20 protein-coding genes and 2 pseudogenes are annotated in these 24,222 nt (G+C 65.2%); 16 read left to right on the top strand and 6 right to left on the bottom strand.

The features are described 5' to 3' along the window. Positions 1 to 527: 527 nt before the first annotated feature. Both RM96_RS22120 and RM96_RS22115 read left to right on the top strand, forming a co-directional pair. Positions 528 to 2,573, top strand: a complete 2,046-nt coding sequence (locus RM96_RS22120; RefSeq protein ID WP_152624189.1) for an alkyl/aryl-sulfatase — start codon at positions 528 to 530, stop codon at positions 2,571 to 2,573. A 15-nt stretch (positions 2,574 to 2,588) separates the two neighbouring features. Then, positions 2,589 to 2,906: pseudogene (locus RM96_RS22115) on the top strand (transposase); the annotation flags it as partial. Between the two features lie 106 nt (positions 2,907 to 3,012). On the opposite strand, the pseudogene RM96_RS22110 reads toward RM96_RS22115, so the two are convergent. Both RM96_RS22110 and RM96_RS22105 read right to left on the bottom strand, forming a co-directional pair. Further along, a pseudogene (locus RM96_RS22110) lies at positions 3,013 to 3,969 on the bottom strand (SphA family protein). A 129-nt stretch (positions 3,970 to 4,098) separates the two neighbouring features. Continuing rightward, the gene (locus tag RM96_RS22105; protein WP_082016661.1) at positions 4,099 to 5,571 is read right to left on the bottom strand and encodes an arylsulfatase; all 1,473 of its coding nucleotides are present in this window, start codon (positions 5,569 to 5,571) and stop codon (positions 4,099 to 4,101) included. A 359-nt stretch (positions 5,572 to 5,930) separates the two neighbouring features. Between RM96_RS22105 and RM96_RS22100 the strand changes: the two genes are divergently transcribed. The 13 genes from RM96_RS22100 to RM96_RS22040 all read left to right on the top strand — a co-directional run bounded on the left by RM96_RS22100 (position 5,931) and on the right by RM96_RS22040 (position 19,201). Then, entirely contained in the window at positions 5,931 to 6,797 is an 867-nt protein-coding gene (locus RM96_RS22100; RefSeq protein WP_193752503.1) for a helix-turn-helix domain-containing protein, read from the top strand. A 210-nt stretch (positions 6,798 to 7,007) separates the two neighbouring features. Beyond that, positions 7,008 to 8,384 (top strand): DUF1329 domain-containing protein, encoded by a 1,377-nt coding sequence (locus RM96_RS22095; protein WP_039013700.1) that lies wholly within the window; start codon positions 7,008 to 7,010, stop codon positions 8,382 to 8,384. Positions 8,385 to 8,524: 140 nt separating this feature from the next. Then, a complete protein-coding gene (locus tag RM96_RS22090) occupies positions 8,525 to 10,339 on the top strand; it encodes a DUF1302 domain-containing protein (protein WP_039013698.1) in 1,815 nt (604 codons plus the stop codon). A gap of 71 nt (positions 10,340 to 10,410) precedes the next feature. Continuing rightward, entirely contained in the window at positions 10,411 to 12,768 is a 2,358-nt protein-coding gene (locus RM96_RS22085) for an efflux RND transporter permease subunit (protein ID WP_039013696.1), read from the top strand. A gap of 11 nt (positions 12,769 to 12,779) precedes the next feature. Continuing rightward, positions 12,780 to 13,772: a YCF48-related protein gene (locus RM96_RS22080; RefSeq protein ID WP_152624187.1), complete on the top strand. Its 993-nt coding sequence runs from the start codon at positions 12,780 to 12,782 to the stop codon at positions 13,770 to 13,772. Positions 13,773 to 13,980: 208 nt separating this feature from the next. After that, positions 13,981 to 15,144 (top strand): amine dehydrogenase large subunit, encoded by a 1,164-nt coding sequence (locus RM96_RS22075; protein ID WP_052279657.1) that lies wholly within the window; start codon positions 13,981 to 13,983, stop codon positions 15,142 to 15,144. Between the two features lie 8 nt (positions 15,145 to 15,152). Next, positions 15,153 to 15,704 (top strand): MauE/DoxX family redox-associated membrane protein, encoded by a 552-nt coding sequence (locus tag RM96_RS22070; RefSeq protein ID WP_039013691.1) that lies wholly within the window; start codon positions 15,153 to 15,155, stop codon positions 15,702 to 15,704. 3 nt (positions 15,705 to 15,707) lie between these two features. Next, positions 15,708 to 16,343, top strand: coding sequence for a methylamine dehydrogenase accessory protein MauD (mauD, locus tag RM96_RS22065; RefSeq protein ID WP_039013690.1), 636 nt, complete (start codon positions 15,708 to 15,710; stop codon positions 16,341 to 16,343). Between the two features lie 11 nt (positions 16,344 to 16,354). Continuing rightward, positions 16,355 to 16,882 carry a methylamine dehydrogenase light chain gene (locus RM96_RS22060; RefSeq protein WP_039013704.1) on the top strand — a complete coding sequence of 176 codons (528 nt, stop codon included), beginning with the start codon at positions 16,355 to 16,357 and terminating at the stop codon, positions 16,880 to 16,882. Then, complete coding sequence (locus tag RM96_RS22055; RefSeq protein WP_039013689.1) at positions 16,879 to 17,367, top strand: c-type cytochrome; 489 nt, start codon at positions 16,879 to 16,881, stop codon at positions 17,365 to 17,367. The genes RM96_RS22060 and RM96_RS22055 overlap by 4 nt, the downstream gene beginning before the upstream one ends. Continuing rightward, entirely contained in the window at positions 17,367 to 17,840 is a 474-nt protein-coding gene (locus RM96_RS22050) for a c-type cytochrome (protein ID WP_039013687.1), read from the top strand. The genes RM96_RS22055 and RM96_RS22050 overlap by 1 nt, the downstream gene beginning before the upstream one ends. 242 nt (positions 17,841 to 18,082) lie before the next feature. Then, positions 18,083 to 18,544, top strand: a complete 462-nt coding sequence (locus tag RM96_RS22045) for an acyl-CoA thioesterase (RefSeq protein ID WP_039013686.1) — start codon at positions 18,083 to 18,085, stop codon at positions 18,542 to 18,544. Positions 18,545 to 18,568: 24 nt separating this feature from the next. Further along, a complete protein-coding gene (locus RM96_RS22040) occupies positions 18,569 to 19,201 on the top strand; it encodes a hypothetical protein (protein WP_039013685.1) in 633 nt (210 codons plus the stop codon). A 63-nt stretch (positions 19,202 to 19,264) separates the two neighbouring features. Here RM96_RS22040 and RM96_RS22035 read toward each other — a convergent pair whose 3' ends face one another. Genes RM96_RS22035 through RM96_RS22025 form a run of 4 tightly spaced genes read right to left on the bottom strand, consistent with a single transcriptional unit; the run spans position 19,265 to position 23,095 of the window. Continuing rightward, complete coding sequence (locus tag RM96_RS22035; RefSeq protein WP_039013682.1) at positions 19,265 to 20,422, bottom strand: iron-containing alcohol dehydrogenase; 1,158 nt, start codon at positions 20,420 to 20,422, stop codon at positions 19,265 to 19,267. A 23-nt stretch (positions 20,423 to 20,445) separates the two neighbouring features. After that, the gene (locus RM96_RS22030) at positions 20,446 to 21,618 is read right to left on the bottom strand and encodes an acyl-CoA dehydrogenase family protein (RefSeq protein ID WP_443112271.1); all 1,173 of its coding nucleotides are present in this window, start codon (positions 21,616 to 21,618) and stop codon (positions 20,446 to 20,448) included. Then, positions 21,615 to 21,971, bottom strand: a complete 357-nt coding sequence (locus tag RM96_RS38820; protein WP_152624186.1) for a hypothetical protein — start codon at positions 21,969 to 21,971, stop codon at positions 21,615 to 21,617. Before RM96_RS38820 ends, RM96_RS22030 begins: the two co-directional genes overlap by 4 nt. Before the next feature lie 35 nt (positions 21,972 to 22,006). Then, a complete protein-coding gene (locus RM96_RS22025; RefSeq protein ID WP_039013681.1) occupies positions 22,007 to 23,095 on the bottom strand; it encodes an MBL fold metallo-hydrolase in 1,089 nt (362 codons plus the stop codon). A gap of 467 nt (positions 23,096 to 23,562) precedes the next feature. Between RM96_RS22025 and RM96_RS22020 the strand changes: the two genes are divergently transcribed. Continuing rightward, positions 23,563 to 24,222: porin (locus RM96_RS22020; protein ID WP_039013680.1), on the top strand; the 660-nt coding region annotated here is incomplete at its 3' end.

The raw sequence follows: 24,222 nt of genomic DNA, 5'->3' as shown, positions 1-24,222 counted from the left end.
GCGCATGCAGTATCGCGGCAAGTTCCCATCAGAGTGGCTCCACCACCAAGGATTGCACGCCATCTGCGCATAGTTGTGACCTGAGCATAGGGGTCGCTGTAAACCTCTGCATAGCGACCCCTCTCTGCCATTCGCGAGCACGCCGACAAATGACCGTTTTGGGTCGAGCTACGGTCAACTGATAGCGTTGTTCCGGTCGGCGCGTCCCTTTTGCCCTGAAACGCACCCATCCGAATGGGGAGGGGACATGCAACGCAAGCTGCTGCAATGTTGATCCCGCAGAAGGTGTCGCATGCGACGATTCGAGCGATCTACCGCGCCGCACGGAAGGGAAGACGCGGGTGCCCAGGTTTCGGCAAGCCCACCTCATGCGCCCGGCATGCCACTTCGACGCGGTCGGCGCCGCAGTCTTGACAATGCCAGCGTCCACGTAGACGTCGGGGTCGACTTGACCGATACCCAGTTTCTCATTCATAGCGTCTCCCCTGATGCCTGGTCAACGATCCATCTTGTTGCATCCAATGCCCATGAATCAAACGAACTACCATTCGCGGAAAGCCGCCAACCGGAAGCAATCGCGCTCCGCCATCCAGAGCCAACTTGCCGTTTGCGTGGCGGTATTGGCTGTGGTGCATGGCAATGCCATGGCCGAGGCAGCGCCGGGAGTGCCAAAGCCCGCCTCGGCGACCACGCGCGCCCACAACGCTGCGGTGCTCAAGGAACTGCCGTTCCAGGACCAGCAGGACTTCGAGGATGCGCAGCGCGGCCTGATCGCGGCACCCGACCTGACCGAGTTGAGCCGCACCCACGGCAATCTCGGGGCCAGCCTCGCCGCCATCCGGGTCCAGGTGAACGGGAAGACGGCGCCGGACACCGTCAATCCCAGCCTCTGGCGCAATTCACAGCTCCTGGGCAACTACGGGCTGTTCAAGGTCACCGACCGCATCTACCAGGTGCGCAGCCTCGGCGTGGCCAACATGACGTTCGTCCAGGGCGACACCTGCTGGATCGTGCTCGACACCATGACGGCGACCGAAGCGGCCAGCGCCGCCTATGAACTCGTGACGCAGCACCTCGGCAAGCGTCCCATCGTGGCGGTCGTGATCAGCCACTCGCACGGAGACCACTACGGCGGCATCGGCGGCATTGTCAGCGAGGACGACGTCAAGGCAGGCAAGGTGCGCATCATCGCCCCGGAGGGCTTCCTGGAAGAGGCTGTCAGCGAGAACGTGATCGCAGGCAACGCCATGAACCGCCGCTCGGTCTTCATGACCGCCGCGCCGCTGCCCGTGAACCCGCAAGGACGCCTTGGCGCCGGGCTCGGGGTCTTCGGCCCGCAGGGCACCGTTTCGCTGATGGTGCCGACCGACACCATCTCGAAGGATGGACAGGAAATGGCCATCGACGGTGTGAAGATGGTCTTCCAGCTCACGCCGGGCACCGAGGCCCCGGCCGAGATGAACACCTGGTTCCCGCAGTTCAAGGCCATGTGGATGGCCGAGAACACCACCAACACGCTGCACAACCTGCTGACACTGCGCGGCGCGCAGGTGCGCGATGCCACCAAGTGGGTGGACGGCATCAACGCGACCATCGCCAACTACGGCAAGGACATCGAGGTCAAGTTCCAGTCGCACCACTGGCCGATGTGGGGCCACGACCGCATCATCGACTACTTCGAGAAGCAGCGCGACGCGTACAAGTATATCCACGACCAGTCGGTCCGCCTGATGAACGAAGGCTACATCGGCACCGAGATTGCGGAGGCCGTCAAGCTGCCGCCGGAACTCGCCAACTTCTGGCCGAACCGCGGCTACTGGGGTACGGTCAAGCACAACACCCGCGCTGTGTACCAGCGCTACCTTGGCTTTTACGACAGCAACCCCTCCTCGCTCGACCCGCTGCCGCCGGTCCCTGCCGCGAAGAAGTACGTCGAGTATATGGGCGGCGAAGCGGCCATCCTCGCCCGCGCCCACACTGACTTCGACAAGGGCGAATACCGCTGGCTGGCCGAGGCGCTGAAGCAGGTTGTTTTCACCAATCCGGACAACAAGGAGGCGCGCGAACTGCTGGCCGACACCTACGAGCAGCTCGGCTACCAGGCGGAGTCGCCGACGTGGCGCGCCGAATACCTCCAGGGCGCATACGAACTGCGCAATGGCGTGCCCAACGTCCGACGCCTGCAGACTGCCAGCCCGGCCACCGTCCGCGCGATGCCGCCGGAAATGCTGTTCGACTACATGGCGATCAGGCTGAACGGGCCGAAGGCCGCGGGCAAGCACCTCGTGCTGACCGTGAACCTGACCGATCTGGACCGCCAGTACACGCTCGAAGTGAAGAACGGCGTGCTGAACCACTTCCCCGATGCAAGGCCGAAGTCAGATGCGATGCTGACATTGACCAAGTCCATGCTCGAGCGTCTGCAGCGCAACGATCTGACGATCGAACAGGCAATCGCATCCGGCGAGTTGCGTCTCGACGGCAAACAGGAAGCCTTTAGCCAGTTGCTCGGGATGCTGGATACGTTCCCGACCTGGTTCAACATCGTCACGCCGAACCGGGCACCGACCTGAAGCCGCGCGCGCGAATTGACGATCTACGTGCTCAAAGACGATCTCAAGGCGCTGTGGAAATACCGGCATCCGGGCTACGCCAAGCGGTTCGGGCAGGACTGGTACCAGCGGGCAACGAGCAGCGGGATCTGGTCGCTACGCCAGTTCGCCCAGCACCTCCAGTCGTCCTACCTGCCGGGCATTCTGGCACACGCGAGCTGGCCTTTGGGCACCAACCTCGTGGAAGGCATCAACAACCGGATCAAGAAAATCAGACGCATGGCGTATGGCTTTCGCGATGCCCACTACTTCTTTCTCAAGATCCGGGCGGCCTTCCCCGGAAATCGGCGATAGGCTTTCCTTTTGCGATCATCGCCGATTCCCGCGGAAGGGCTGCGGCGCGTCTGGCTTGAACGCGCCCCTTCCTTATGTTGAAACGGGGGCTAAGTGCGCTCTCCGTTCAGAACACGAGGGTAGCCGTCCCCATGAAGGAGCGGGTGCTGTCGAGCCGGTTCTTGCTCGATACCGTCGGCATTCAACGCAGGCTGAGCGAAAGCTGGCTCTTTGCGCCAATCCTGGTGTCGTAGGTGACGATTGGACCTGCCGCCCAGTCGTGTCCGCGAAAGCCGTTCAGCCGATCGGCCAGCGGTCCGGAGTCGTTTCCGAGCTGTTGCGTCGTGCCCACGATCAGGCCGACCCCGACACCGCCGTTGAACCGTCTCAGCAGCATGGTGTCCAGGGTAAACAGCGGAGCGTTCTGGTAGTCGGTGGCGGAGTTGCGGGTGTAGAACTCCAGTCCGGCCACCACGTCAAGCTCCAGCTTCTGTGCGGGAAACAGCCTGGTATAGGCCACCTGCGGAATGAATGTCCAGGTGTTCAGGCTGGGGCTCGACAGCTTGCTCTTGTCGTAGTTTCCCGTCGGCGCCCAGATGTTCAGGCTGAGGGCGACATGCTCCGTCTCCGAAAAATGGTAGCCGGCAATGATCGGCGAGAACGTGATGTCGTACAGGTCCGAAGACGAGTCCGAGGTGCTGCCGCGCACACTGCCTGCACTCAGCGCCGCGCTGGCTTTGGTATAGGTGTAGGGGAGCGTAAAGCTCGATGCGAAATTCCAGCGCCCGGTACCCGTGTCCCAGACTTTCATAATGGTGCCCATGGCGAAGAATGCTTCCGCATTGACACCCAGGGTTGTCTTGCCCGCGACGGGAACCTCCCTGGCGCCGCCTATCGACCCGGCGACGTAGAACATCGCGATGCTGCCAATCAACACGGGCTCGCCCGGGACGACACCTGCGTCCGGCATAACACTCATGCCCGTCACCGGCCGGCCCAGCGCGCCTTCGGTGGCCTCTGCCAGACTGACGCTACCCAGCAACAGTAGCCCCAGGACGCCGCTGCATAGAGCGTGGATCCGCATGTTTGCCCCCCTTCTTCCTGTTGACTACTTCCGCTGCAGGGAAATCGGAGTACCGCGAATACGGTTTTCGCCGGAGTGCAGTCGGCATCGCGGCCCTTCGGCCTGGCTACTTCCGCTTGGCAGCCGGCTTCATGGCTGTCTGGCCGCGGCCACCGGAGGTTGATACGGGTCGGGGGTTCCCATCGGTATCAGCGGGTACTTCTTCACGCTCGCCTCGAACGCACCCATCATCTTCAGCATCGGTCCAAGCACCCAGCTCGAGAATGCCCGCTTTTGCTCGTCCTCGCGCGGATTGGTGTAGAGGTCGAAGACAAAGGGGAGCTGCAGCTTGATCGCCGGTGTTTCCATGTTCTCCTGCTGGTAGAAGTGGACCTTGTAGTTGTGCCACTTGATGGCCTGCAGCCGGTTGTCCACCCAGATGAGGATGCCTTCGCGCGCGGATTTCTCGGTCTTCCCTTCGAGGAATCCGGCCTGGTCCACGCCGTCGATCGGCCTGTCGTCGGGCAGGCGCGCGCCGGTCATGCGGGCAAGCGTGGGGAACAGGTCCACGCCATGGACGATTTCATCACTGACACGCCCTGCCGGAATCCTGCCGGGCCAGCGGACCATGAAGGGAACGCGAATCCCGCCCTCCCAGGCAGTGAAGTACGCGCCGCGCCAGGGCCCGGCCCAGCCGTCCCAGGGCTTGACGTGTTCGGCACCGTTATCGCTGGCGAAAATGACAATGGTGTTGTCGCGGATGCCCAGGCGATCGACCGTGTCGAGCATCTGCCCGACATTGAAGTCGATCTCGGCCAGCACGTCGGCCCAGTCTCCGTGACCGGTCTTGCCTGCGAAGCGCGGGTTCGGCACGGTCGGGAAATGCGGCTGGGTCAGGCTGGCGAACGCGAAGAACGGCTTGCCGTCCTTCACCTCGCGCTCCATGAAGGCCATCGTGCGCCGCGTGAGTTCGGCGTCCATGACACGCCGCTGCTCCATATCATAGACCTTGAGTTCCGCGCTCTTCTCGCCCTTGCGGCCTGCCATGATGTACTCCGGCCGCCTCTGCTCCGGTGTGTAGTCATTGGAACCGATCCACATGGCCTCGTTGGTGGTCCGGGGTATCCCGTACCATTCGTCGAATCCCTGGTCATTGGGCAGGCGGCCCTGCTGGCTGCCGAGGTGCCATTTGCCATAGAGCGCGGTCGCATAGCCCTTGTCCGACAGCGCTTCTGCCATGGTGACTTCCCATTGGGGAAGGCCCTCCGCCGCGCTCGCGATGGGCACGGAGTAGGTGCCCGAGCGGATCGCATAGCGCCCGGTCAGGATGCCGGAACGGCTGGGGGTGCACTGCGGCTCCATGTTCATGTTGGTGAGGCGCATGCCTTCGCCAGCCAGCTTGTCGATACGTGGCGTTGGGGCACCGCGCGTGACACCGCCACCATACGCGCCGAGTTCGCCGTAGCCCAGGTTGTCAACGAGGATCAGCAGCACGTTGGGTTTCGCCTCGGCCCGGACCGCCGTGGCTGTGCAGAGCAGTGCGCAAATCAGCAGCGCGCTGGCGGACAGGACGCGGGACTTTCGTCCGGATGGAAGGATGATTGGAAAAGACGTCGGCACCATCTACGCGCTCCTGCGGATCCTTTTCGAGATCTGCCGAGCATAGGCCACGCCATGCCCTTGCCATGTCCTGTATGGGAAAGCCATGCACGCGTATTGTTACAGGCCGGGCAAGGCACAAAGTCGCCGTGCCGGATGCGGTTCATCACGTTTGTCCCGATACGAACCGGCCGGACCCGCAGGCAGAATGCCATTGCCGGCGATTTGAAAATCCATTGGCCGTGCCAGTGCCCGGCCGTTGTCGCTCCGGGCCAATGTCATCAACCCTCAGCAGCATGCCAGACGTCAAGACCTTCCGCGCTACATCGTTCGCGAACCCGGACGACCAGGCGTGCGCCATCGCGCAGTACAGCCAGCAGTACATGCAGACCGGGCCGGGGCAATTCGATGGTCTGCTGCAAATGTTTGCACTGGACACCGACGTCTGCCTGTATCGAGAGCGAGTCAATGTCCCCCTGCTTCAGCAGGGCAGCATGAAGAAGGGCTGGCGGACCTTCGGCATTCCGCTGCGCGCCTACAGTACCGGCACGCTCCAGGGACGTGCGGTCGGCGCCACGATCGGCCATCTGTCGGCGACACGGGACTTCGTGGCACAGAGTGCCGGACCGAGCGATCACGCGGGGATCGTCGTTGGCGACAATACCTTCGTCGATTACGCCGATTATCTGGGTGGCATCGACAGCCTCTCGTGGCAAGACCATTCCCTGCTGGAGACCAGCCAGCACGCACGCGAACTGGCGGCCGCCGGCATCCGCCAGGCCCTGACGGCGGCCAGCGACAATCTCGCCGCGCTTGAGCAGCCGGCCGCCGGCATATCCCTGCGCGACGATATCCTCGAGATCCTCTTCTGCCTGCTGATCGACGCGCATCCGCCGCGACGGCGCAACGAGGTCACGCGCCTGACCTACAGCGAGATTGTCAATCGCTGCCGCGAGCATCTGCTGGCTGTGCCGAACGAACCGATCGGCGTGCTGCAGTTGAGCCGGCTGCTCCGCGTAAGCCGCCGCACGCTGCAAACGAGCTTTCTCGAAGTGGCCGGCGTCACGCCCCACGCTTACCTGCGCGCGATACGGCTTTCATCGGTACGCCGCCTGCTGCGGCAGACCAGCGGCGACAGGCTGAGCATCCAGGCCGCCGCAGCCCGCTGGGGCTTCGTGAACATGGGCAAATTCGCCGCCCAGTACAGGGAGATGTTCGGCTATCTGCCGTCAGAGACGAGCCGAGCCTGACCTGCCCGCACGGGGTGTCAGCCGCTATTTCCCAGCCCCGTCCTGGTGCACCACCTGTTCCTCCCTAATGCACCCGAGGGATTACCCTGAGCACGCCTTCGCGTGAGCCGCAATCGCTGTTACCAGGCATTGCCCAAACACGCCACGCATGGCTCTCGTGCGCTCATAAACTCCCCGGCACTATTTCAAAGGTCGAGAGAGGAGAAGAGCATGAGCAAGCGCGTACGCAGGCGCGGCCTGGCAGCGGGCATGATGCTGGCCGGGCTGATGATCATCAATGCCGTGGCGTCGGCGGCGGATAGCGACAACGATCTCACCGCGGCCGGGGCACAGCGCGCCGGCAGCGGCCAGATTCCCGCATTCGAGGGCAAGGACTCGCCCGCCGCTGGCTGGACCCGGGACCAGCCTCGCGGCGCATTCTGGTCGCACAAGGCAGAGAAACCGCTGTTCACCATCGACGCTACCAACGTCGACAAGTACGCGGACAAGCTCAGTCCTGCCCAGGTGGCCTTCATCAAGGCGACCAAGGGCTACCGCATGGACGTCTTTCCGACCCACCGAAATTGTGGCGCGCCGGAATGGGTGAATGCCAACAGCAAGCGCAATCTTGCCGAAGCCCGCATGGCAGCGGACGGCGTGACCCTGGAAAACGCCGTCATGCCTGGCGTGGCATTTCCCCGGCCCAAGACGGGAGCGGAGGCGATGTGGAACTACCAGACGCGCTATCGCGGCATGGGGGTCCAGTTTCCGAGCTTCTACACCGTGCTGTCGCCGCGTGCGGGGAGCGATGAGTGGGTGGATGCCAACCAGGAAATGACGCTTTACTTCCCCTGGGGCAAGAACGGCGCCACCACGCCCGACCAGGTCAGGAATACGCTGCAGGCCGTCTACTTCCAGTACAAGTCTCCGGCGGCCCTTGCCGGCCAGGGTGCCGTGGGCGTGAATTCCTTCGGCACCACGACGCCGGAAATTTCGTACTACTTCCCAGGCCAGCGCCGCGTGCGCCGGATGCCGAGCTACGCCTACGATGCGCCGCAGATCGGCATGGAGAACCAGTACACGGTCGACCAGGCCTTCATGTTCGTGGGCAATCTCGACCGGTTCGACTGGAAGCTGGTTGGCAAGAAGGAGATGTACGTACCGTCAAACAGCTTCGCCATCTACGACTTCACGGCAAAGCTGCGCGATGCGCTGGGCCCGCAGTTCATCAGCAACGCTGCCCGCCGCTATGAGTTGCACCGGGTCTGGGTGGTCGAGGCGACGGTCAAGGCCGGCGCCCGCCACACCTCGCCGAAGAAGATGTTCTATTTCGACGAGGATAGCTGGCTGGCGCTGGTTTCCGAAGACTACGACGCCCAGGGCAAGCTGTGGAAGCTGCGCGAGGGATTCCCGATCCCGGTCTGGGAGACCGGCTCCTGCGATCTGGAAACCTTCGTTCAGTACGACCTGGTCTCCGGTCGCTATGTCGCCGACGGCGTGACCGTCGGGGGCGGCAAGAATATTCAGTGGGTGACCGAATCGAACGATTCGCGCTTCAGGCTCGACTACTACACGCCAGAAAGCCTGCGCGCGCGCAGCGAGCGCTGACCTGAACGCGGCCACCCGAGGGGAAGTGGCCGCTCTCATTCCAAAACGATGAACGCACAGCACCGCCGGGGCCAGGTGCCGTCGGCGCTCGTCCTGCCGTTCGCATCGAATAAACAAAAAACAGGGGGGAAACAGTGATAGTGACGAAGAAGCGCCGGATCTGCGCGGCCGCTGCCGCGGTGTGCTGGGCAGCCGGAGCGCAGGGATTCGAGATCAAGGGCGACACGGTTAGCGGGTCGCTCGATTCACAGATCACCGCAGGTCTGGCCATGCGCGCGCACGGCATCGACTGCCAGCGCGTGGGCGATCCCAATACATCGGGCTGTGACGGCAGCGTCAACACGCCACAGTTCGCCAACATGGACAACGGCAACCTGAACTACAAGAAGGGGGACCTGTACGCGGGCTACGTCAAGGGCACGCACGAACTGCTGCTGAACTTCCCGGAAGACGTCAGGTTCATGGCGCGCGGCACCTGGCTGTACGACATGGCTGCCAGCCATACCGAGCGTTCCGACCTGACCAAGGACGCGTTCAACCAGTTGGCACGCGATGCCCGCCTGCTGGATCTCTGGGTCAGCAAGGGCTTCGACATCGGCGAGGAACGTGCCCGTGTGCGCCTGGGCAACCAGGTAGTGAACTGGGGCGAGAGCATCTTCGGCCTTGGCGGCATCAACTCCACCAACGCGCTCGACATCCAGAAGCTGCTGGTGCCCGGCACGCAGATCAAGGAAGCCGTGCTGCCGGCGCCGATGCTCAGCTTCGCCACCGGGCTTGGCCACGGCCTGAACATGGAGGCGTACTACCAGTTCCAGTGGAACGGCAGCCGCCTGCCGCCGGTGGGCTCGTACTTCTCCACGGCCGACAACCTCGGCCGCGGCATGGAGCCGTTCAACGTCAGCACGCAGAACCTCAACTTCAGCGGCACTGATGCCACCACCATCGCGCGCTCGCGTGACCAGGGTGCGATCCAGTCTGTGCAGAACGGCATCAACCAGGGTGCGTTCGCCGGGCTGCCGTTCAACACCTTCGGCATACCGTTCGACAAGAATGGCAAGGCGCGCAGCCAGGGCCAGTACGGCCTGGCCCTGCACTACAAGCCGCCCGGCACGCAGCTGGACCTTGGCGCCTACGTGATGAACTATCACGACAAGACGCCGGTGCTGAGCGCACTGTCGTCGGACGTGCTGCACGTGAGCTACCTGGAAGACCGCAAGCTGTATGGCGTCAGCGCCAACTTCCCGGTAGGCGAGTGGGCGGTGGGCTGGGAACTGTCGTACCGGCCGCATGACGCCGTCTCGCTGAGCGCCTGCTACGGCCCCAACGGTCCGCTCGACGTGATCACCAACGGCGTGACGGGCGTGGACTGCCAGCAGTGGATCGACCGCAAACGCTTCCAGATGCACCTGACCGGCATTCTGGCGATCACGCCGAGCAGCAGCGCCGGCCTCATCCTGCGCGGCCTCGGTGCCGATGCCGGTGCGTTCACCAACGAACTGGTGGCGATCTACTTCCCGGGCGTGAACTCCAACTCGCGCTACTTCCGCACCGTCAACGGCCAGCAGGTGATGCAGGCTCCGGCACCGGGCCTGCTGCCGTGGATGGACGGATCGACCAATGCCACGCTGGGCTATCCGATCGCCGCGGCCAAGGGCACGTCGCTGTCGATGGGTTACACCGCCGACTTCAACTGGACGTACGACGGCACGCTGATTCCGGGCTGGCAGGTCACGCCGGGCGTGACGTTCTCGTGGTCGTTCATGGGCTATACGCCAACCACCATGGCGAACTACATGCAAGGCGCCAAGTCGGCCAACCTGTACGTCCTGTTCAACCAGAACCCGACAAAGTGGCAGGCCGGCATCAACTACACCCTGTACTGGGGCGGCAACGTCCTGGCGCAGCCGCTGGGTGACCGGAACTTCGTGGGGGCGTTCGTGACCCGCAACTTCTGACCTTCCGCAACACCCGGGCCCGCCAGCCATCCGGCGGGTCCGTTCAGTTCCCTGCAAAAGGATTCCCCGCAATGAACGGCATAGTAAGACGACTAGAAGCACTCCTGTTCGGCCACCGCGCCGCCGCGCTGGCCGTCATCGGCGTGCTCACGGCAGTCATGGCGTATTTCGCCCTCCAGCTCCGCATGGACGCCGGCTTCGAGAAGCAGATGCCGATCGGCCACGAGTACATCCAGACGTTCCGAAAATACAGTGACGACCTGTTCGGCGCCAACCGCCTGACCGTGGTCGTCAAGCCGCGCCAGGGCACCATCTGGACGAAGCCGGCACTGACACGCCTGTACGACGTGACGCAGGCGGTCTTGTTTCTGCCCAATATCGACCGGCTCGGCGTGCAATCGCTGTGGACGCCCAACAGCTTTGTCAACGAGATCACGGAAGACGGTTTCCGCGCCGAGCCGCTGATCGACGGCACCATCTCGCCGCCCGCGCTGACCGGCGACGTCATCGCAAGGATCCGCCGTTCCACCGGCGACGGCGGCTTTGTCGGCACGCTGGTCTCGCGCGACCAGACCAGCGCGATGATCACCGCCGAGCTGGACGAATACGATCGCGCCGGCAATAAGCTCGACTACGTCGCCTACAACCACCAGCTGGAAGAGAAGCTGCGCGGCAAGTTCGAGGACAAGGACTTCGAGATCCAGATCATCGGCTTCGCCAAGCAGGTGGGCGATATTGCCGACGGCGCCTCCAGCGTGCTGGTGTTCTGCGCCATCGCGCTGGTGCTGACCGCGCTGGCCGTGTTCTGGTACTGCCACTCGGTGCGCTTCACGCTGCTGCCGGTCGCCTGCTCGCTGACCTCGCTGGTGTGGCAGTTCGGCACGCTGCGGCTGCTCGGCTTCGGGCTCGACCCGCTGGCGGTGCTGGTGCCGTTCCTGGTGTTCGCCATCGGCGTGTCGCACGGCGTGCAGCAGATCAATTTCATCACGCGCGAACTGGCGCATGGCCGCACCGCGATGCAGGCGGCGCGCCACAGTTTCACCGGCCTGCTGGTGCCGGGCACGCTGGCGCTGGTGACGGCCTTCGTGTCGTTCGTCACGCTGGTGATCGTGCCGATCCCGATGGTGCGCGAGCTGGCCATCACGGCCTCGATCGGCCTGGCCTACAAGATCGTCACCAACCTGGTGATGCTGCCGCTGGTGGCGTCGTGGTGCAACGTGTCGAAGGCGTATGCCGAGCGCGCGCTGGCCCGCCACGAGACCCGCTCGCGCTGGCTGCGCGCGCTGGCAAGGGTGGCGCGTCCGCGCAACGCGGTGATCGCTACGGTGCTGACGGTGGTGCTGCTAGGCGTGTCGATGGTTGAAGGCCGCGACCGCGTGATCGGCACCGTCTCGCCGGGCGCCCCCGAGTTGCGCGCGGACGCCCGCTTCAACCAGGACGCGCTGTCGATTGCCAACAACTACGACATCGGCCTCGACTGGCTGACCGTGGTATTCGAAGCGGCGCCGGAGTCGTGCGGGAACGTCGCCATCGGCGCCTACCAGGACGACTTCGCCTGGGCCATGCAGGACGTGCCGGGCGTCATCTCCATCGGCGGCTTCTCCAGCCTGATGCGCACCTACAACCTCGGCTACAACGAGGGCAACCCCAAGATGTCGGCTGTTCCCATCGACTCCGGCAATTACGCCGCGCTTGCCACCGAGATCGGCCGGATGCGGGGCTACATGCGCAAGGACTGCAGCATGACCGCCGTCCACCTGTTCCTGGCCGACCACAAGGCGACCACCATTGCCGGCGTCATCCATGCCGTGGAACAGTTCCGGCATGCCAACCCGCGCAAGGACGTAAAGATCCGCCTTGCCTCAGGCAACGCCGGCGTGCTGGCCGCCATCAACGACGAGGTGGAGCGCAGCGAGCGGCCCATGCTGCTCTACGTCTACGCCACCATCATGATCCTGGTGCTGCTGGCCTACCGCGACCTGCGCGCGGTGATCGCCTGCTGCCTGCCGCTGACGGTGGCAACCTTTGTCGGCTACTGGTTCATGAAGGCACTGGACATCGGGCTGACCGTGGCCACGCTGCCGGTGATGGTGCTGGCCGTCGGCATCGGCGTGGACTACGCGTTCTACATCTACAACCGGTTGCACGCACATCTGGCAGAAGGGCAGAACATCGTCCAGGCGATGGAGAGCGCACTGCTGGAGGTCGGCATGGCGACGATCTTCACGGCGATCACGCTGGCCATCGGCGTGTCCACCTGGGCCTTCTCGGCGCTCAAGTTCCAGGCCGACATGGGCAAGCTGCTCGCGTTCATGTTCCTGGTCAACCTGGTCATGGCGATGACCGCGCTGCCCGCGCTGGCGGTGGTGCTCGAACGCCTGTTTCCGCGCCGCAGTGCGGTGCGGGCCTCGAAACTGATGTCGCACTGATGGAGACAGCCATGCGATTCCGTTCTCCACGCTTGCTGCCGCGCCTGCTTTCCGTGCTGGCAACCCTTTCCATCGCGGCTGGTCCGCTGCCCGCCCTTGCGCAGGACGCGGGCAAGGCCCCGGTGCCCGTCGCCGACCCCGCAATGCGCAGCCCGTCCGCCACCCGCGCCATGCTGCTCGGCGCGGCCCGCGCGGGTGACCGCATCGTCGCCGTGGGCGATCACGGCGTGGTGCTGCTTTCGGACGACGGCGGCAAGCGCTTCCGCCAGGCCACCGGCGTGCCGACGCATGTATTGCTGACCGCCGTGTCGTTCGCCGATGCCCGCAACGGCTGGGCCGTCGGGCATCGGGGCACCGTGCTGCATACCGTCGACGGTGGTGAAAACTGGACCCTGCAGCGGCAGGACCTGAGTGTCGACCAGCCGCTCTTCTCCGTGCTCTTCCGCGACGCGCGGCACGGCGTGGCAGTGGGCCTGTGGTCCCTGATGCTGCAGACCGACGATGGCGGCAAGACCTGGCGCAAGACCGTGCTGCCGTCGCCGCCCGGCACGACCAGGGCTGACCGCAACCTGTTCCACGTCTTTGCCGCGCCAGACGGTGCGCTGCTCGTGGCGGGCGAACAGGGCACGGTGCTGCGTTCGGCCGACAACGGCCAGAACTGGACCTGGCTCGATACCGGCTACCGCGGCAGCCTGTGGGCCGGCACCGCCCAGCAGGATGGCACGCTTTACGTCGCCGGCATGCGCGGCTCGGTGTACCGCAGCAAGGACCAGGGCGCGCATTGGGAGAAGGTACCGAGTGGCACCGCCAGCTCCCTGACCGATCTCGTGGCCCTTGGCGACGGCGTGGCAGGTGTCGGCCTCGAAGGCGCCTCCATCCACGTGCAGCGGGGCACGCTGAAGGCCGGCAATCGTCCCGACCGTCTTGATCTCACCGCCGCCGTGGCCGCGCCGGACGGCACGCTCATCACCTTCTCCTCTCGCGGGCCGGTGCCGCGGCAATAGCGCTGCTGGCTCGCTTGCGGCGCGATGCGTTGCATCCGCGCCGTGAGGCGCGAGTTACGCCCCGCCGTGCGGTATTGGCACCTCGCGGGGCGACTTTTACTTCAACTGGCGCACCTGTTACATCTCGATCCGAATCGGCTGCCAATTCGGACCATGACAGCGGCCTGTGCGCCCATATAGTTGAAACACACCAGAACCCATTTCGACCATGCGCTCCCGAACCTTTCGACTTAGTCCGACCGTACGACTCGCGCCGCTTGCCGTGACACTGGCCGCAAGCGTGGCCTTTGCGGCGCCGCCGCGGGAACCGGAAACGCTGACGGTTCAGCCCATGCCGCCGCGCGGCAATCACAGCTTGTATGCCGTCGAAGTATCGAATCCGATCGATACCAAGATGGTTGTGTACGACCTCGACAAGCGCAAGCTGATTGCCCAGAAGGGCGCGGGCTTCCTGCCCGGCATCGCGCGCTCGGCGGACGGCCGCTATACCTATGTGGCGACCACGTACTTCTCCCGCGGCACCACGGGCGACCGGACCGACGTGCTGGAAATCACCGACAACCAGAGCTTCAGCAAGATTGGCGAAGTGGTCCTGCCACCCAAGCACGCGCAGCAGGTGCCGTCGCTGTACAACACGACCGTGTCGGATGACGGCGGATTCGTCTTCGTGACCAATATCACGCCCGCGACCTCCGTCACGGTCGTGGACCTGGCCAGTCGCAAGGTAGCGTCGGAGATCGACACCGCGGCCTGCGTACTGACCTACCCGTCCGGGGAGCGCCGCTTCACGTCGCTCTGCCAGAGCGGCAAGGCGCTGACGGTGACGCTGGACAAGAGCGGCAAGGAGATCGCCCGCGAGCAGTCGCCGGCTTTCATCGACGTGGAAAACGATCCGGTCTACACCCATGCAGAACGCCTGGGCCGGGGCTACCTCTTCGTGACGTTCGGCGGCAAGGTGGTCCCCGCGGATTTCAGCGGCAGCCCGGCGCGCTTCGACACGCCATGGTCGCTGCTTTCGGCCAGTGATGCCAAGGCCGGCTGGCGCCCCGGCGGCCTGCAGCCGTTCGCGGTAAGCGAGCAGACGGGCCGGCTCTACGTCGCCATGCACCAGGGCGGCGAAGGTTCGCACAAGGAGCCTGGCACCGAGATCTGGGTGTACGACCTGAAGTCGCATGAGCGCGTCGCGCGCTGGAAGCTCACCGAAGCGAAGCTGGCGCCGATGGTCACCCTTTCCGTTTCGACAGGTCCGGATCCGCTGGTTTACGGCAGCACCTTCATTGGGGTGCAGGCATTCAATGCCACCACCGGCAAGTTCGTCCACGCCGACATGTCGTCGCTCGGCAAGGCAGTGATACAGATCTTCCCTTACTGAGGCGTGCCATGGCAATTGATCCTGTCATCGTCAGTACAAGCCAGGCCGCGGGCGCCATCGTGTTCGGCGCCACCGCACTGGGCAAGCTGACCGCGCCGGGCCAGTTCGCGCGCGCGCTGGATGGCTATGGCCTGGTGCCCCGGCTCCTGGTCGCGCCGCTGGCTGTGGGCCTGGCGCTGCTTGAACTCATGGTTGCGGCCGGACTGCCGCTGGAGGCAACGCGCAAGCCGGCCGCGATCATCGGGCTGGTGCTGCTGGCGGTGTTCTTCGCCGCCATCGCGATCAGCCTGGCGCGCGGCAACCGCGACATCGACTGCGGGTGCTGGGCGTTCGGGCGCAGGGACCCGCAGGCGCCCGCGCGCCTGTCCGGCTGGCATCTTGGCCGCGTGGCGCTGCTTGCCGCGCTGCTGGCGCCTTGCCTGCTCGAATCCACCTCGCGTTCCGTCCTGTGGGTCGACTACCTCACGGTAGCCGGCAGCCTTGCGGTGACGGGCGGTCTTTTCTTTGTGATCGACGTGCTGCTGGCCAATGGCGCCATGGCACAGAAACTGAAGGCCTGAAAAATGTTGAATGCTCTGATCGTCTCGCAAGTCATGCTGTGGCTTGCCGTCGTAGTGCTTGGCGTGGTCTGCCTGGCACTGGTGCGTCAGATCGGCGTGCTGTATGAACGCATCATGCCGGTGGGCGCGCTGGTGGTAGACAAGGGACCGGCAGTGGGCAGCACCGCGCCCGCGTTCGACCTGCGGGATCTGAACGCCCGCGCCGTCAAGGTCGGCGGCCTGGCGCAGGATTCGCGCAGCACATTCCTGTTCTTCGTCTCGCCGACCTGCCCGGTCTGCAAGAAGTTGCTGGCGCTGCTGCCTTCGCTGCAGGCCAGGGAAGGCGCGAACTACCGCTTCGTGCTCGCCAGCGACGGTGAGCACAAGGTGCATGAAGCCTTCTACCGGAAGGCCGGCCTGCAAGCCTTCCCCTATGTTCTCTCGGAGGAACTCGGGATGGCCTATCACATCGGCCGGCTGCCTTATGCGGTGGTGATCGACGCGGAGGGCAAGGTCCGCTCCAAGGGCCTGGTCAACACCCGCGAACACCTGGAGAGCCTGCTCGAAGCCCATGAACTGAATGTGGCATCGATCCAGGAATTCATGGCCCACCGTGACGAGCAGCCTGCCGCGCACGCCAACGCACAGCAACAAGCCTGAGGATGTTGAAGATGAAATGGATGGATTCGATCTTTGAGCGCTCGGCGCGTACCGTGGCGCAGCGTCATGGCCGGCGCAGCGCCCTGGGCAGGATCGGCAAGGCATTGGTCGGCGCGGCAGCGTTGCCGCTGCTGCCGGTGGACAGGCTTGCCCACGCGGCAGGCCCCGCCGCGGCGGCGAAGCTGCCAGCGGGGATCAACGACGAAACCAGTTGCGAATACTGGAAGCACTGCGCGATCGACGGCTTCCTCTGCGCCTGCTGCGGCGGCAGCTCGACGAGCTGCCCGCCGGGAACCTCGAGCTCCCCGATCACCTGGATCGGCACTTGCCTGAACCCGACCGACGGCCGCAACTACATCGTCTCGTACAACGACTGCTGCGGCACCACGACCTGCGGGCATTGCATGTGCAATCGCAATGAGCGCGAACGGCCGATGTACAAGATGTCGCTCAACAATGACATCAACTGGTGCATGGCCAGCCAGCCCTCCACCTATGTCTGCTCGGTTTCAGTCCTGCTGGGAGTGCATGAGCAATGAAGACTGCGACAGTTATGCCTGGCCTGGCATCGGCCGTGCTCTTTGCCGTTGCCTTGCCCATGGGCGCGTCCGCGCAGGAGCTCGACGCCGGCAAGGCCGTCTTTGCCAGGAACTGCATGGTATGCCACCAGGCGAACGGCCAGGGGCAGGATGGCCTGGCACCGGCATTGACCAGCTATCCTGCACGCTACGCGCAGACGGATACAGGCCGCAAGCTGCTTGGTAGTATCGTGCTCTACGGGATGGTGGGTGCGATCGAGAACGGTGGCAAGCAGTACAACGGCAATATGCCCGGCTTCCGCACCCTCTCCGATGGCGAACTGGCCGACGTCCTTAACTATGTTGCCATTGGCCTCCATGGCTCGGGCTCTGCAGAGAGCAAACCGTTCAGCGCCGATGAGGTGAAAGCGCAGCGGACGAAGGCGGTGACCCCGTCCGAGGTGCGGCATCAGCGCCAGGACGTCCTGAAGGATGTCGGACTGTGATGACTCGGAGCACCCGGTGGTACACATCCGCGGCGGTGTTGGGGGCCGCCGCGGCAATCGCGGGAACGCCGGCAAGTGCGCAATCCACGCCTGGCGACAACGCCATCGCGTTCAGGAACTACACCCTGAACTGCATGGGGTGCCACGGAGAAAACGGTGCCGGCGTGCCAGGCAAGATCCCGCCGCTGCGCGGCGCGCTCGGCCTGTTCGTGCATTCCGATGCCGGACGGCGATTCATCATCAGCGTGCCCGGCGCCTCCAATTCGGCGCTGACCGACGATGAACTCGCAGCGGTCACCAACCTGCTGTTGAAGCGCCTCAGCCCCGAACAGCTGCCCAGAGATTTCCGCCCGTACACCGGGACCGAGATCGCCGCATACCGCCGGCCGGCGTTGGCCGACGTGCCTGCCGTGCGGCACAAGGTGATCTCGGAATTGCAGAGCCTGGACATCCCGATCAGGTACGAATACTGATCACTCGGGTCACGATGCGAAGCCCCACATCGTAACCCGCATGGCATCGCCGCGCGGGGGGACTTCGAACGACCGGTTGGTTCGCCCCGCGCAGTGAATCCCTCCAGCCTCCCACACCTCTGCGCGTCCGGATGGAGGGGGGATGGACCCTCGTGCTTCCTGTAGCGTGGAATCGGTTCAGGATCGTCATGGCATGGGCCGCGCGACGATAGAAGTTCCTACCATCCTTCAACGCCATCCGGATGTCATCCCACACCCGCAGCACCCGGCAGGACTATTTCCACCACCTGCCCATCACCACCCGCTGGATGGACAACGACGTCTACGGTCACGTCAATAACGTCGTCTATTACAGCTACTTCGACACGGTGGTGAACACCTACCTGATCGGCCACGGCGTGATCGACCCGAGCCGTGGGCAGACCATCGGCCTGGTCATCGAGACCCAGTGCAATTATTTCGCGCCATTGAGCTTTCCGCACACCGTGGTCGCCGGACTGCGCGTGGCGCGCCTGGGCAGCGCCAGTGTGCGCTATGAAGTCGGCCTGTTCCGCGGCGAAGAGGAGATCGCGGCTGCGCAGGGGCATTTCGTCCATGTCTATGTCGACCGGGACTCCCGACGACCGGTGCCGCTGCCGCCAGCGCTGCGCGCGGCGCTGTTGCCTCTGCTGGTGCCGCAGGCACACACGGGCACCGCGGGCTGACACGCCTGCACACTGGAATTCGCCATGGCCGCTCTATCGGACTCCGGCCCCGCCTCGGCCAGCCGGCTCCAGCCGCGCCTGCGCGCGCTGATCGCCCAGGTGCGGGAAACGAGCCGCCATGCCATCCGGCTCTCCCGTGCCGGTGCCAGGCGCGGCGAGGGCGACTTCGCCGATTGCCTGGCGCGGCTGTATGACCATTGGATAAGCTTCAGCCACGGGCAGCAGCGCCTGATCTGGATTGCCAGCGCCGCGGAAGTCGGCGCACTGAGCCTGTGGCATCTCCAGCACGGCGAACAGGACATCAGTGCGACTGACGACCCGGCTCTGCGCGCGCTCTACTGGACCACGGCGCGCCGCTGGCAAGGTGCCAGGCAGGACATCATGAGCGCCGGTGCGATCAGCCCGCGGCCAGCGGCAGCCTGCCAGCCGGACCCCGATTCGATGTGCGGCGCTTGCCGGGACCTGCATCGCGACGCCCTGCGCCGTCAGCCGCATGCGGAGCTGGAAGCGCGTCCTGCAGGTTCCACGCCCGACCAGTGGTCCGGCGGCCGCTGGTTCCGATGCATGCAATGCACCACGCAATGGGTGCGCCGCCATCCCGTGCATGAACCCTTTGCGGTATGGACGGTAACGTCCCCCCGGACGGGGCCGGATTGAGAAAGCCCGGCAGGCGTGGATTCGCGCCTGCCGGGCTTGGGATACAACCAATACGATACGCGCTCAGTATGCAGCCCGGTAGATTGCCAGTGCGTCGGCTTCCGTGACAGGACGCGGGTTGTTGACCAGCAGCCGCGTCTGCAGCATCGCATCCTGGGCAAGCCGGGGCAGGTCGGCCTCGCCGATGCCCACGTCCCGCAGGCGGCGCGGAATGCCGGTTGCCTTGATCATGCTCTCCAGGTAGTCAATGAACCTGTCGGCCAGCTCCCGCGGATTGCGATCTGCTTCGGGCAGCACGACGCGCGCCAGTTGCGCATACACGTCCACCGCTTCTGCCACATTGAACCGGAGCACATGCGGCAGCACCAGCGCGTTGGAGAGGCCGTGTGGCAAATGGAAAATCCCGCCGATGGGATAGGCCAGCGCATGCACCGCCGCGACAGGCGCGTTGGCAAACGCCTGGCCGGCGAACATGGCCCCCAGCAGCATGGTCTCGCGGGCTTCGCGGTCCGCCCCGTTGTCGCAGGCGCGCAGCAGGTGGCGCGACAGCAGGCGCAGCGCCTGCTGGGCCAGCATGTCCGACACGGGATTCTTCAGGTGCGCGCTGGTGCAGGCCTCGATCGCGTGGACCATGGCGTCGATGCCGGTCGCCGCGGTGGCCGCGCGCGGCAGGCCGGTGGTCAGTTCGGCGTCCAGGATCGCCAGGTCGGCGAGCAGCTGTGGCGCCACCACGCCGGTCTTGGTCTTTGCCCCCGTGGTGACGATGGAAACCGCGGTGACTTCCGAGCCGGTGCCGGCCGTGGTCGGCATCTGCACCAGCGGCAGGCGGCCGCCGGTGATCTGCTTCACGCCATAGATCTGCTGCAGGGTCTGCGTGCCCGGGACCAGCACGGCCAGCAGCTTTGCCACGTCCATGGACGAGCCGCCGCCCAGGCCAAGTACGACCTCCACACCTGCAGACCTCGCGCGGCTCGCCGCATCGACCACGATCTGCTCGGGCGGGTCGGCGATCACGTCGTCAATCAGCGTAACCTGCCAGCCGTTGGCCTCGAGGTCGGCCAGCGCCGGATCGATCAGCCCGCTGCGGCGCAGGAAGCCGTCGGTCACCACGCAAAGGCGCGACAGGCCGGGATACTGCTCCCGCAACAGAACACCGAGCCGGCGCGCTACGCCGTACTCCACGACCAGGGTGGGTACGGTCTGAAAACGAAACGCGTTCAAGATGCTTGCCTCCGGCAGGTCACTCAGCCCAGGCTGCGCGAGATGATCAGCCTCTGGATATGGCTGGTGCCCTCGTAGATCCGGGTCACCCGCACATCGCGCAGGTAGCGTTCCACCGGGAAGTCCGTCAGGTAGCCGTAGCCGCCGTGGATCTGCAATGCAGCCGAACAGACCTCTTCGGCGATGTCGCTCGCGTACATCTTGGCCATGGCCGCTTCGCGCATGCAGTCAACCCCGGCATCGGCCAGGCGCGCAGCGTGCAGGCAGTACTGGAACGCGGTCTCGACACGGGTCGCCATGTCTGCCAGGTCGAAGGCCACGCCCTGCAGCTGGTTGATTGGCGCGCCGTAGGCTTCGCGCTCGCTCGCATACGTGGTCGCCGCCTCCAGTGCGCCGCGTGCCGCGCCGGCGGCAATGAACGCAATGCCGATGCGGCCGTCCGACAACGAGCTCATCACCGTGCGATAGCCCTGCCCTTCGGCACCCAGCAAGTCCGCTGCCGGCGCGCGGTAGTCTTCCAGTGCGATCTGCGCGGTATGCGCCGTGTGCTGGCCAAGCTTCTCCTCGATGCGGGTCACCACGTAGCCGGGCTGCTTCGGATCGACGAGGATGGTGCTGGCGCCCTTCTTGCCCGCGGCCTTGTCCGTCAGCACGAAGGCAATGCCAACGCCGGCTTCGCTGCCGTTCGAGATGAACTGCTTTGCGCCATTCAGCACGTAGTGGTCGCCGTCACGCACGCCGGTGGCGCGCAGCGCGGCGGTATCGGAGCCGGCATGCGGCTCGCTCAGCAGGAAGGCGCCGATCGACTCCCCGCTCGCCATGGCGGGCAGGTAACGCTGCTTCTGTGCCTCGGTGCCATGCGCGGCGATGGTGGCGGCGACGAAGTTGTGGACGTGGACGATCGTGGCCAGGCCGGCATCGACCGCGGCGAACTGGTGCTGGGCCAGGCAGAACTCCAGCAGGCCGGCGCCGGTCCCGTCATAGGCTTCGGGGACCAGCATCCCCATGAAGCCAAGCTCCCCGAGCACCTTCAGCTCGTCGCGCGGCCACGCCGAGGCGCGGTCACGTGCCGCGGCCGTCGGGGCGATCACCTCGGCCGCCAGGCGGCGGGCCGAATCGTTGATCAGGATCTGTTGCTCGGTGAAAAGTGCTGTATTGATGTCTGCCATGGCGATGGTCGCTTGATGTCTTGTCATACGGATGCGTCATGCGGTGATGCTGTCGTGCATTCCGCGGAAAGTGCCGGCTTTGGCCGATTGCCGGGTTCAGCATAGAGCGCGGGAGGCGGACACTCCCCTCCCGCGAATGGAGGGGAGCGGACGGCTTCCGCCTGCGCATCGGGCTTCGCCTCGCGAAGATCCAGTGCACAGCGGGCAAGCTCCAGCAACAGGCCGTGCCGGTCATCGATCGACGCGCCCGCCACCGGCCGCTCAAGCCGCCGGACCAGGGCATCGCGCCAGTGCCGCAACCCTTGCGGCGCGCGCAACTCGCCAGCGCAGGCGCCAGCCGGAGCGGCGCCATGCCTGGTGATGCCGAATTCCTGCCTCATGCTGCAATCCTGCCTTTGCGGTTTCTGCGCGGCACTCAGGCAGCCGACCGGGGCCGGCTGGCGCGGTACCAGGCCACGCCGGACCCGTCGATCTGCGCTTCGAGTTCGCCAAGCGCGTTCAGGTAGTTCAGATTCGCCATGGTTTCACCTGTCGCGAGCGCGTACTGCAGCGCGTCGTCGCCCGTCACGGACACGGCAAAGAGCACGGGGAACAGGTCGACGACACGCTGCGGCTCGCGCAGCGCTTCACTCAGCCGGTCGAGGTTGCGCCAGAGCGATTGTTCAAACCGGTCGATGCGCGCATGGAGCCCCTCGAAGGGGTCGTTGTGTGCCGGCAGCACCAGCACGTCTGCCGGCACCATGCGCCGGATGCGGGACAGCGACGCCTCCCAGCCGGCCAGCGGATTCGCGTCGGGCTCCATCGGATGCACGGAGACATTGGGTGAAATGCGCGGCAGGACCTGGTCGCCGGCTATCAGCACATGCAGGTCCGGTGAATACAGGCATGCGTGCTCGGGCGTATGACCCTGCCCGGTGACTACCATCCAGTCGTGGGCACCGATGCGGAGCACTGCGCCATCCTCCATGCGGCGGTAACTGCGCGGCAGACGCGAGATCATTCTCCCCGCGCGGCCAAAGCGGTTGCGGTAGCCGTCGAGGGCCGCTTCGTCCCAACCGGCGCGCCGATAGAAGGCAACGCCTTCGGGCGGCACTTCCTGGCCAGCCTCTGCGACCGTGGCAACGCTGTACAGATATTCCAGGCGCGTCATCCAGAGACGGCACTGGAACCGGTCCGCCAGCCAGCCCGCCATGCCAACGTGGTCGGGATGCTGGTGCGTGACGATCACGCGCGTCACCGGCCTTGCGCGCAGCGGTCCGGCCAGCAGCGCTTCCCACGCCTCCACGCATTGAGGCGAGAACACGCCGGTATCGACGATCGCCCAGCCATCGCCATCCTCGATGGCCCAGACATTGATGTGCGCCAGCACGTTGGGCAAGGGCAGTCGCATCCACTGCACGCCGGGCGCGATCTCGAAGGCCTGACCCGGTGCGGGTGCCTCTCCACAGGGATAATGCAGCCTCGCGACCGGCTGGGCGAGTTGCTCGGAATCTGGACGATACATAGGTGTTACTCCCGCAGTCGAACCTGCGTCAGCCGACTCGCGGGGCCAAACGGGTTCCAAAATAGAGAAAGCCGGCACGCTTCGTGGAAGCGGCGTCAGCCGTCCTTCTGTGCTCAGGGTGAAAGGTAGTCCTGCGGCAGCCGCCGTACCCCTCCCTTTCAGACAGGGGGTAGGAAGCGCGCATGCCCTTGAGCCGCATTCGCCGCTTCCGGTCACCGGTGTTGCATCGCGTTGACATTGGTGTATTCCCTCGCATCCGCCCACCGGCATTCCCGCGTGCGCTGCCACGGCCGGCCGTTAACGCAGGCCTGGCACGCCACGCTGCCCGCCCCACCCCCTCCCCCCTCCCGTTTTGATAGGCGAGCAGCAGTGGGCGCCGTCTCTACTGTCGAAGCGCGCTGGTCATGGACTGGCGCAAACATGGCTCGGCATGACACATTGATAACGACAAGAGGAGACTTCCAAGCATGAAGAAATCGCTTATCGCCCTGGCGGCGCTCAGCGCGGTGGCAGGTGCGGCGAATGCCCAAACGAGCGTGACGCTCTATGGCGTGATTGACACTGGCATCGAGTACGTCAACCGGGTTGCCACCGCGCCAACGACGCTGTCCCCGTCGACGACCGGGGTAGCGCCAGTCGGCAAGCGCTTTGACATGAACGGCAACGGCGGCCTGTCGGCCTCGCGCTGGGGGCTGCGTGGCGTGGAAGACCTGGGTGGCGGCCTGAAGGCCATCTTCACGCTGGAAAGCCAGTTCACTCCCGATACCGGCGCGTTCGCGGGCAACACCGGCATCTTCAACCGCCAGGCCTATATCGGCCTGAGCAACCAGTACGGCAAGATCACCTTCGGCAAGCAGTACTCAAGCCTTGCCGAAGGCATGCTGAACTTCTCCCCCACCCGCGCGGCGCCCGCCTATGAGCCAGGCGTCTGGTGGCTGGGCATCAACTACCGGCCGGGCAACACCATCAAGTACACCGGCACCTTCGGCGGGCTGTCCGCCGCAGCCCACTATTCATTCGGCGCCGGCGTTGGCCTGACCTCGCTGAGCACAAGCGGTGCGCTCTACAACGGCGGCGCCGGTGAAACGCCCGGCGCCCCTCGCGACGACACGGCCTGGGGGGCCTCG

The sequence above is a fragment of the Cupriavidus sp. IDO genome (genome assembly GCF_000812465.1).
Taxonomy (GTDB): Bacteria; Pseudomonadota; Gammaproteobacteria; order Burkholderiales; family Burkholderiaceae; genus Cupriavidus.
This window is presented reverse-complemented; position numbering and strand designations above follow the sequence as displayed.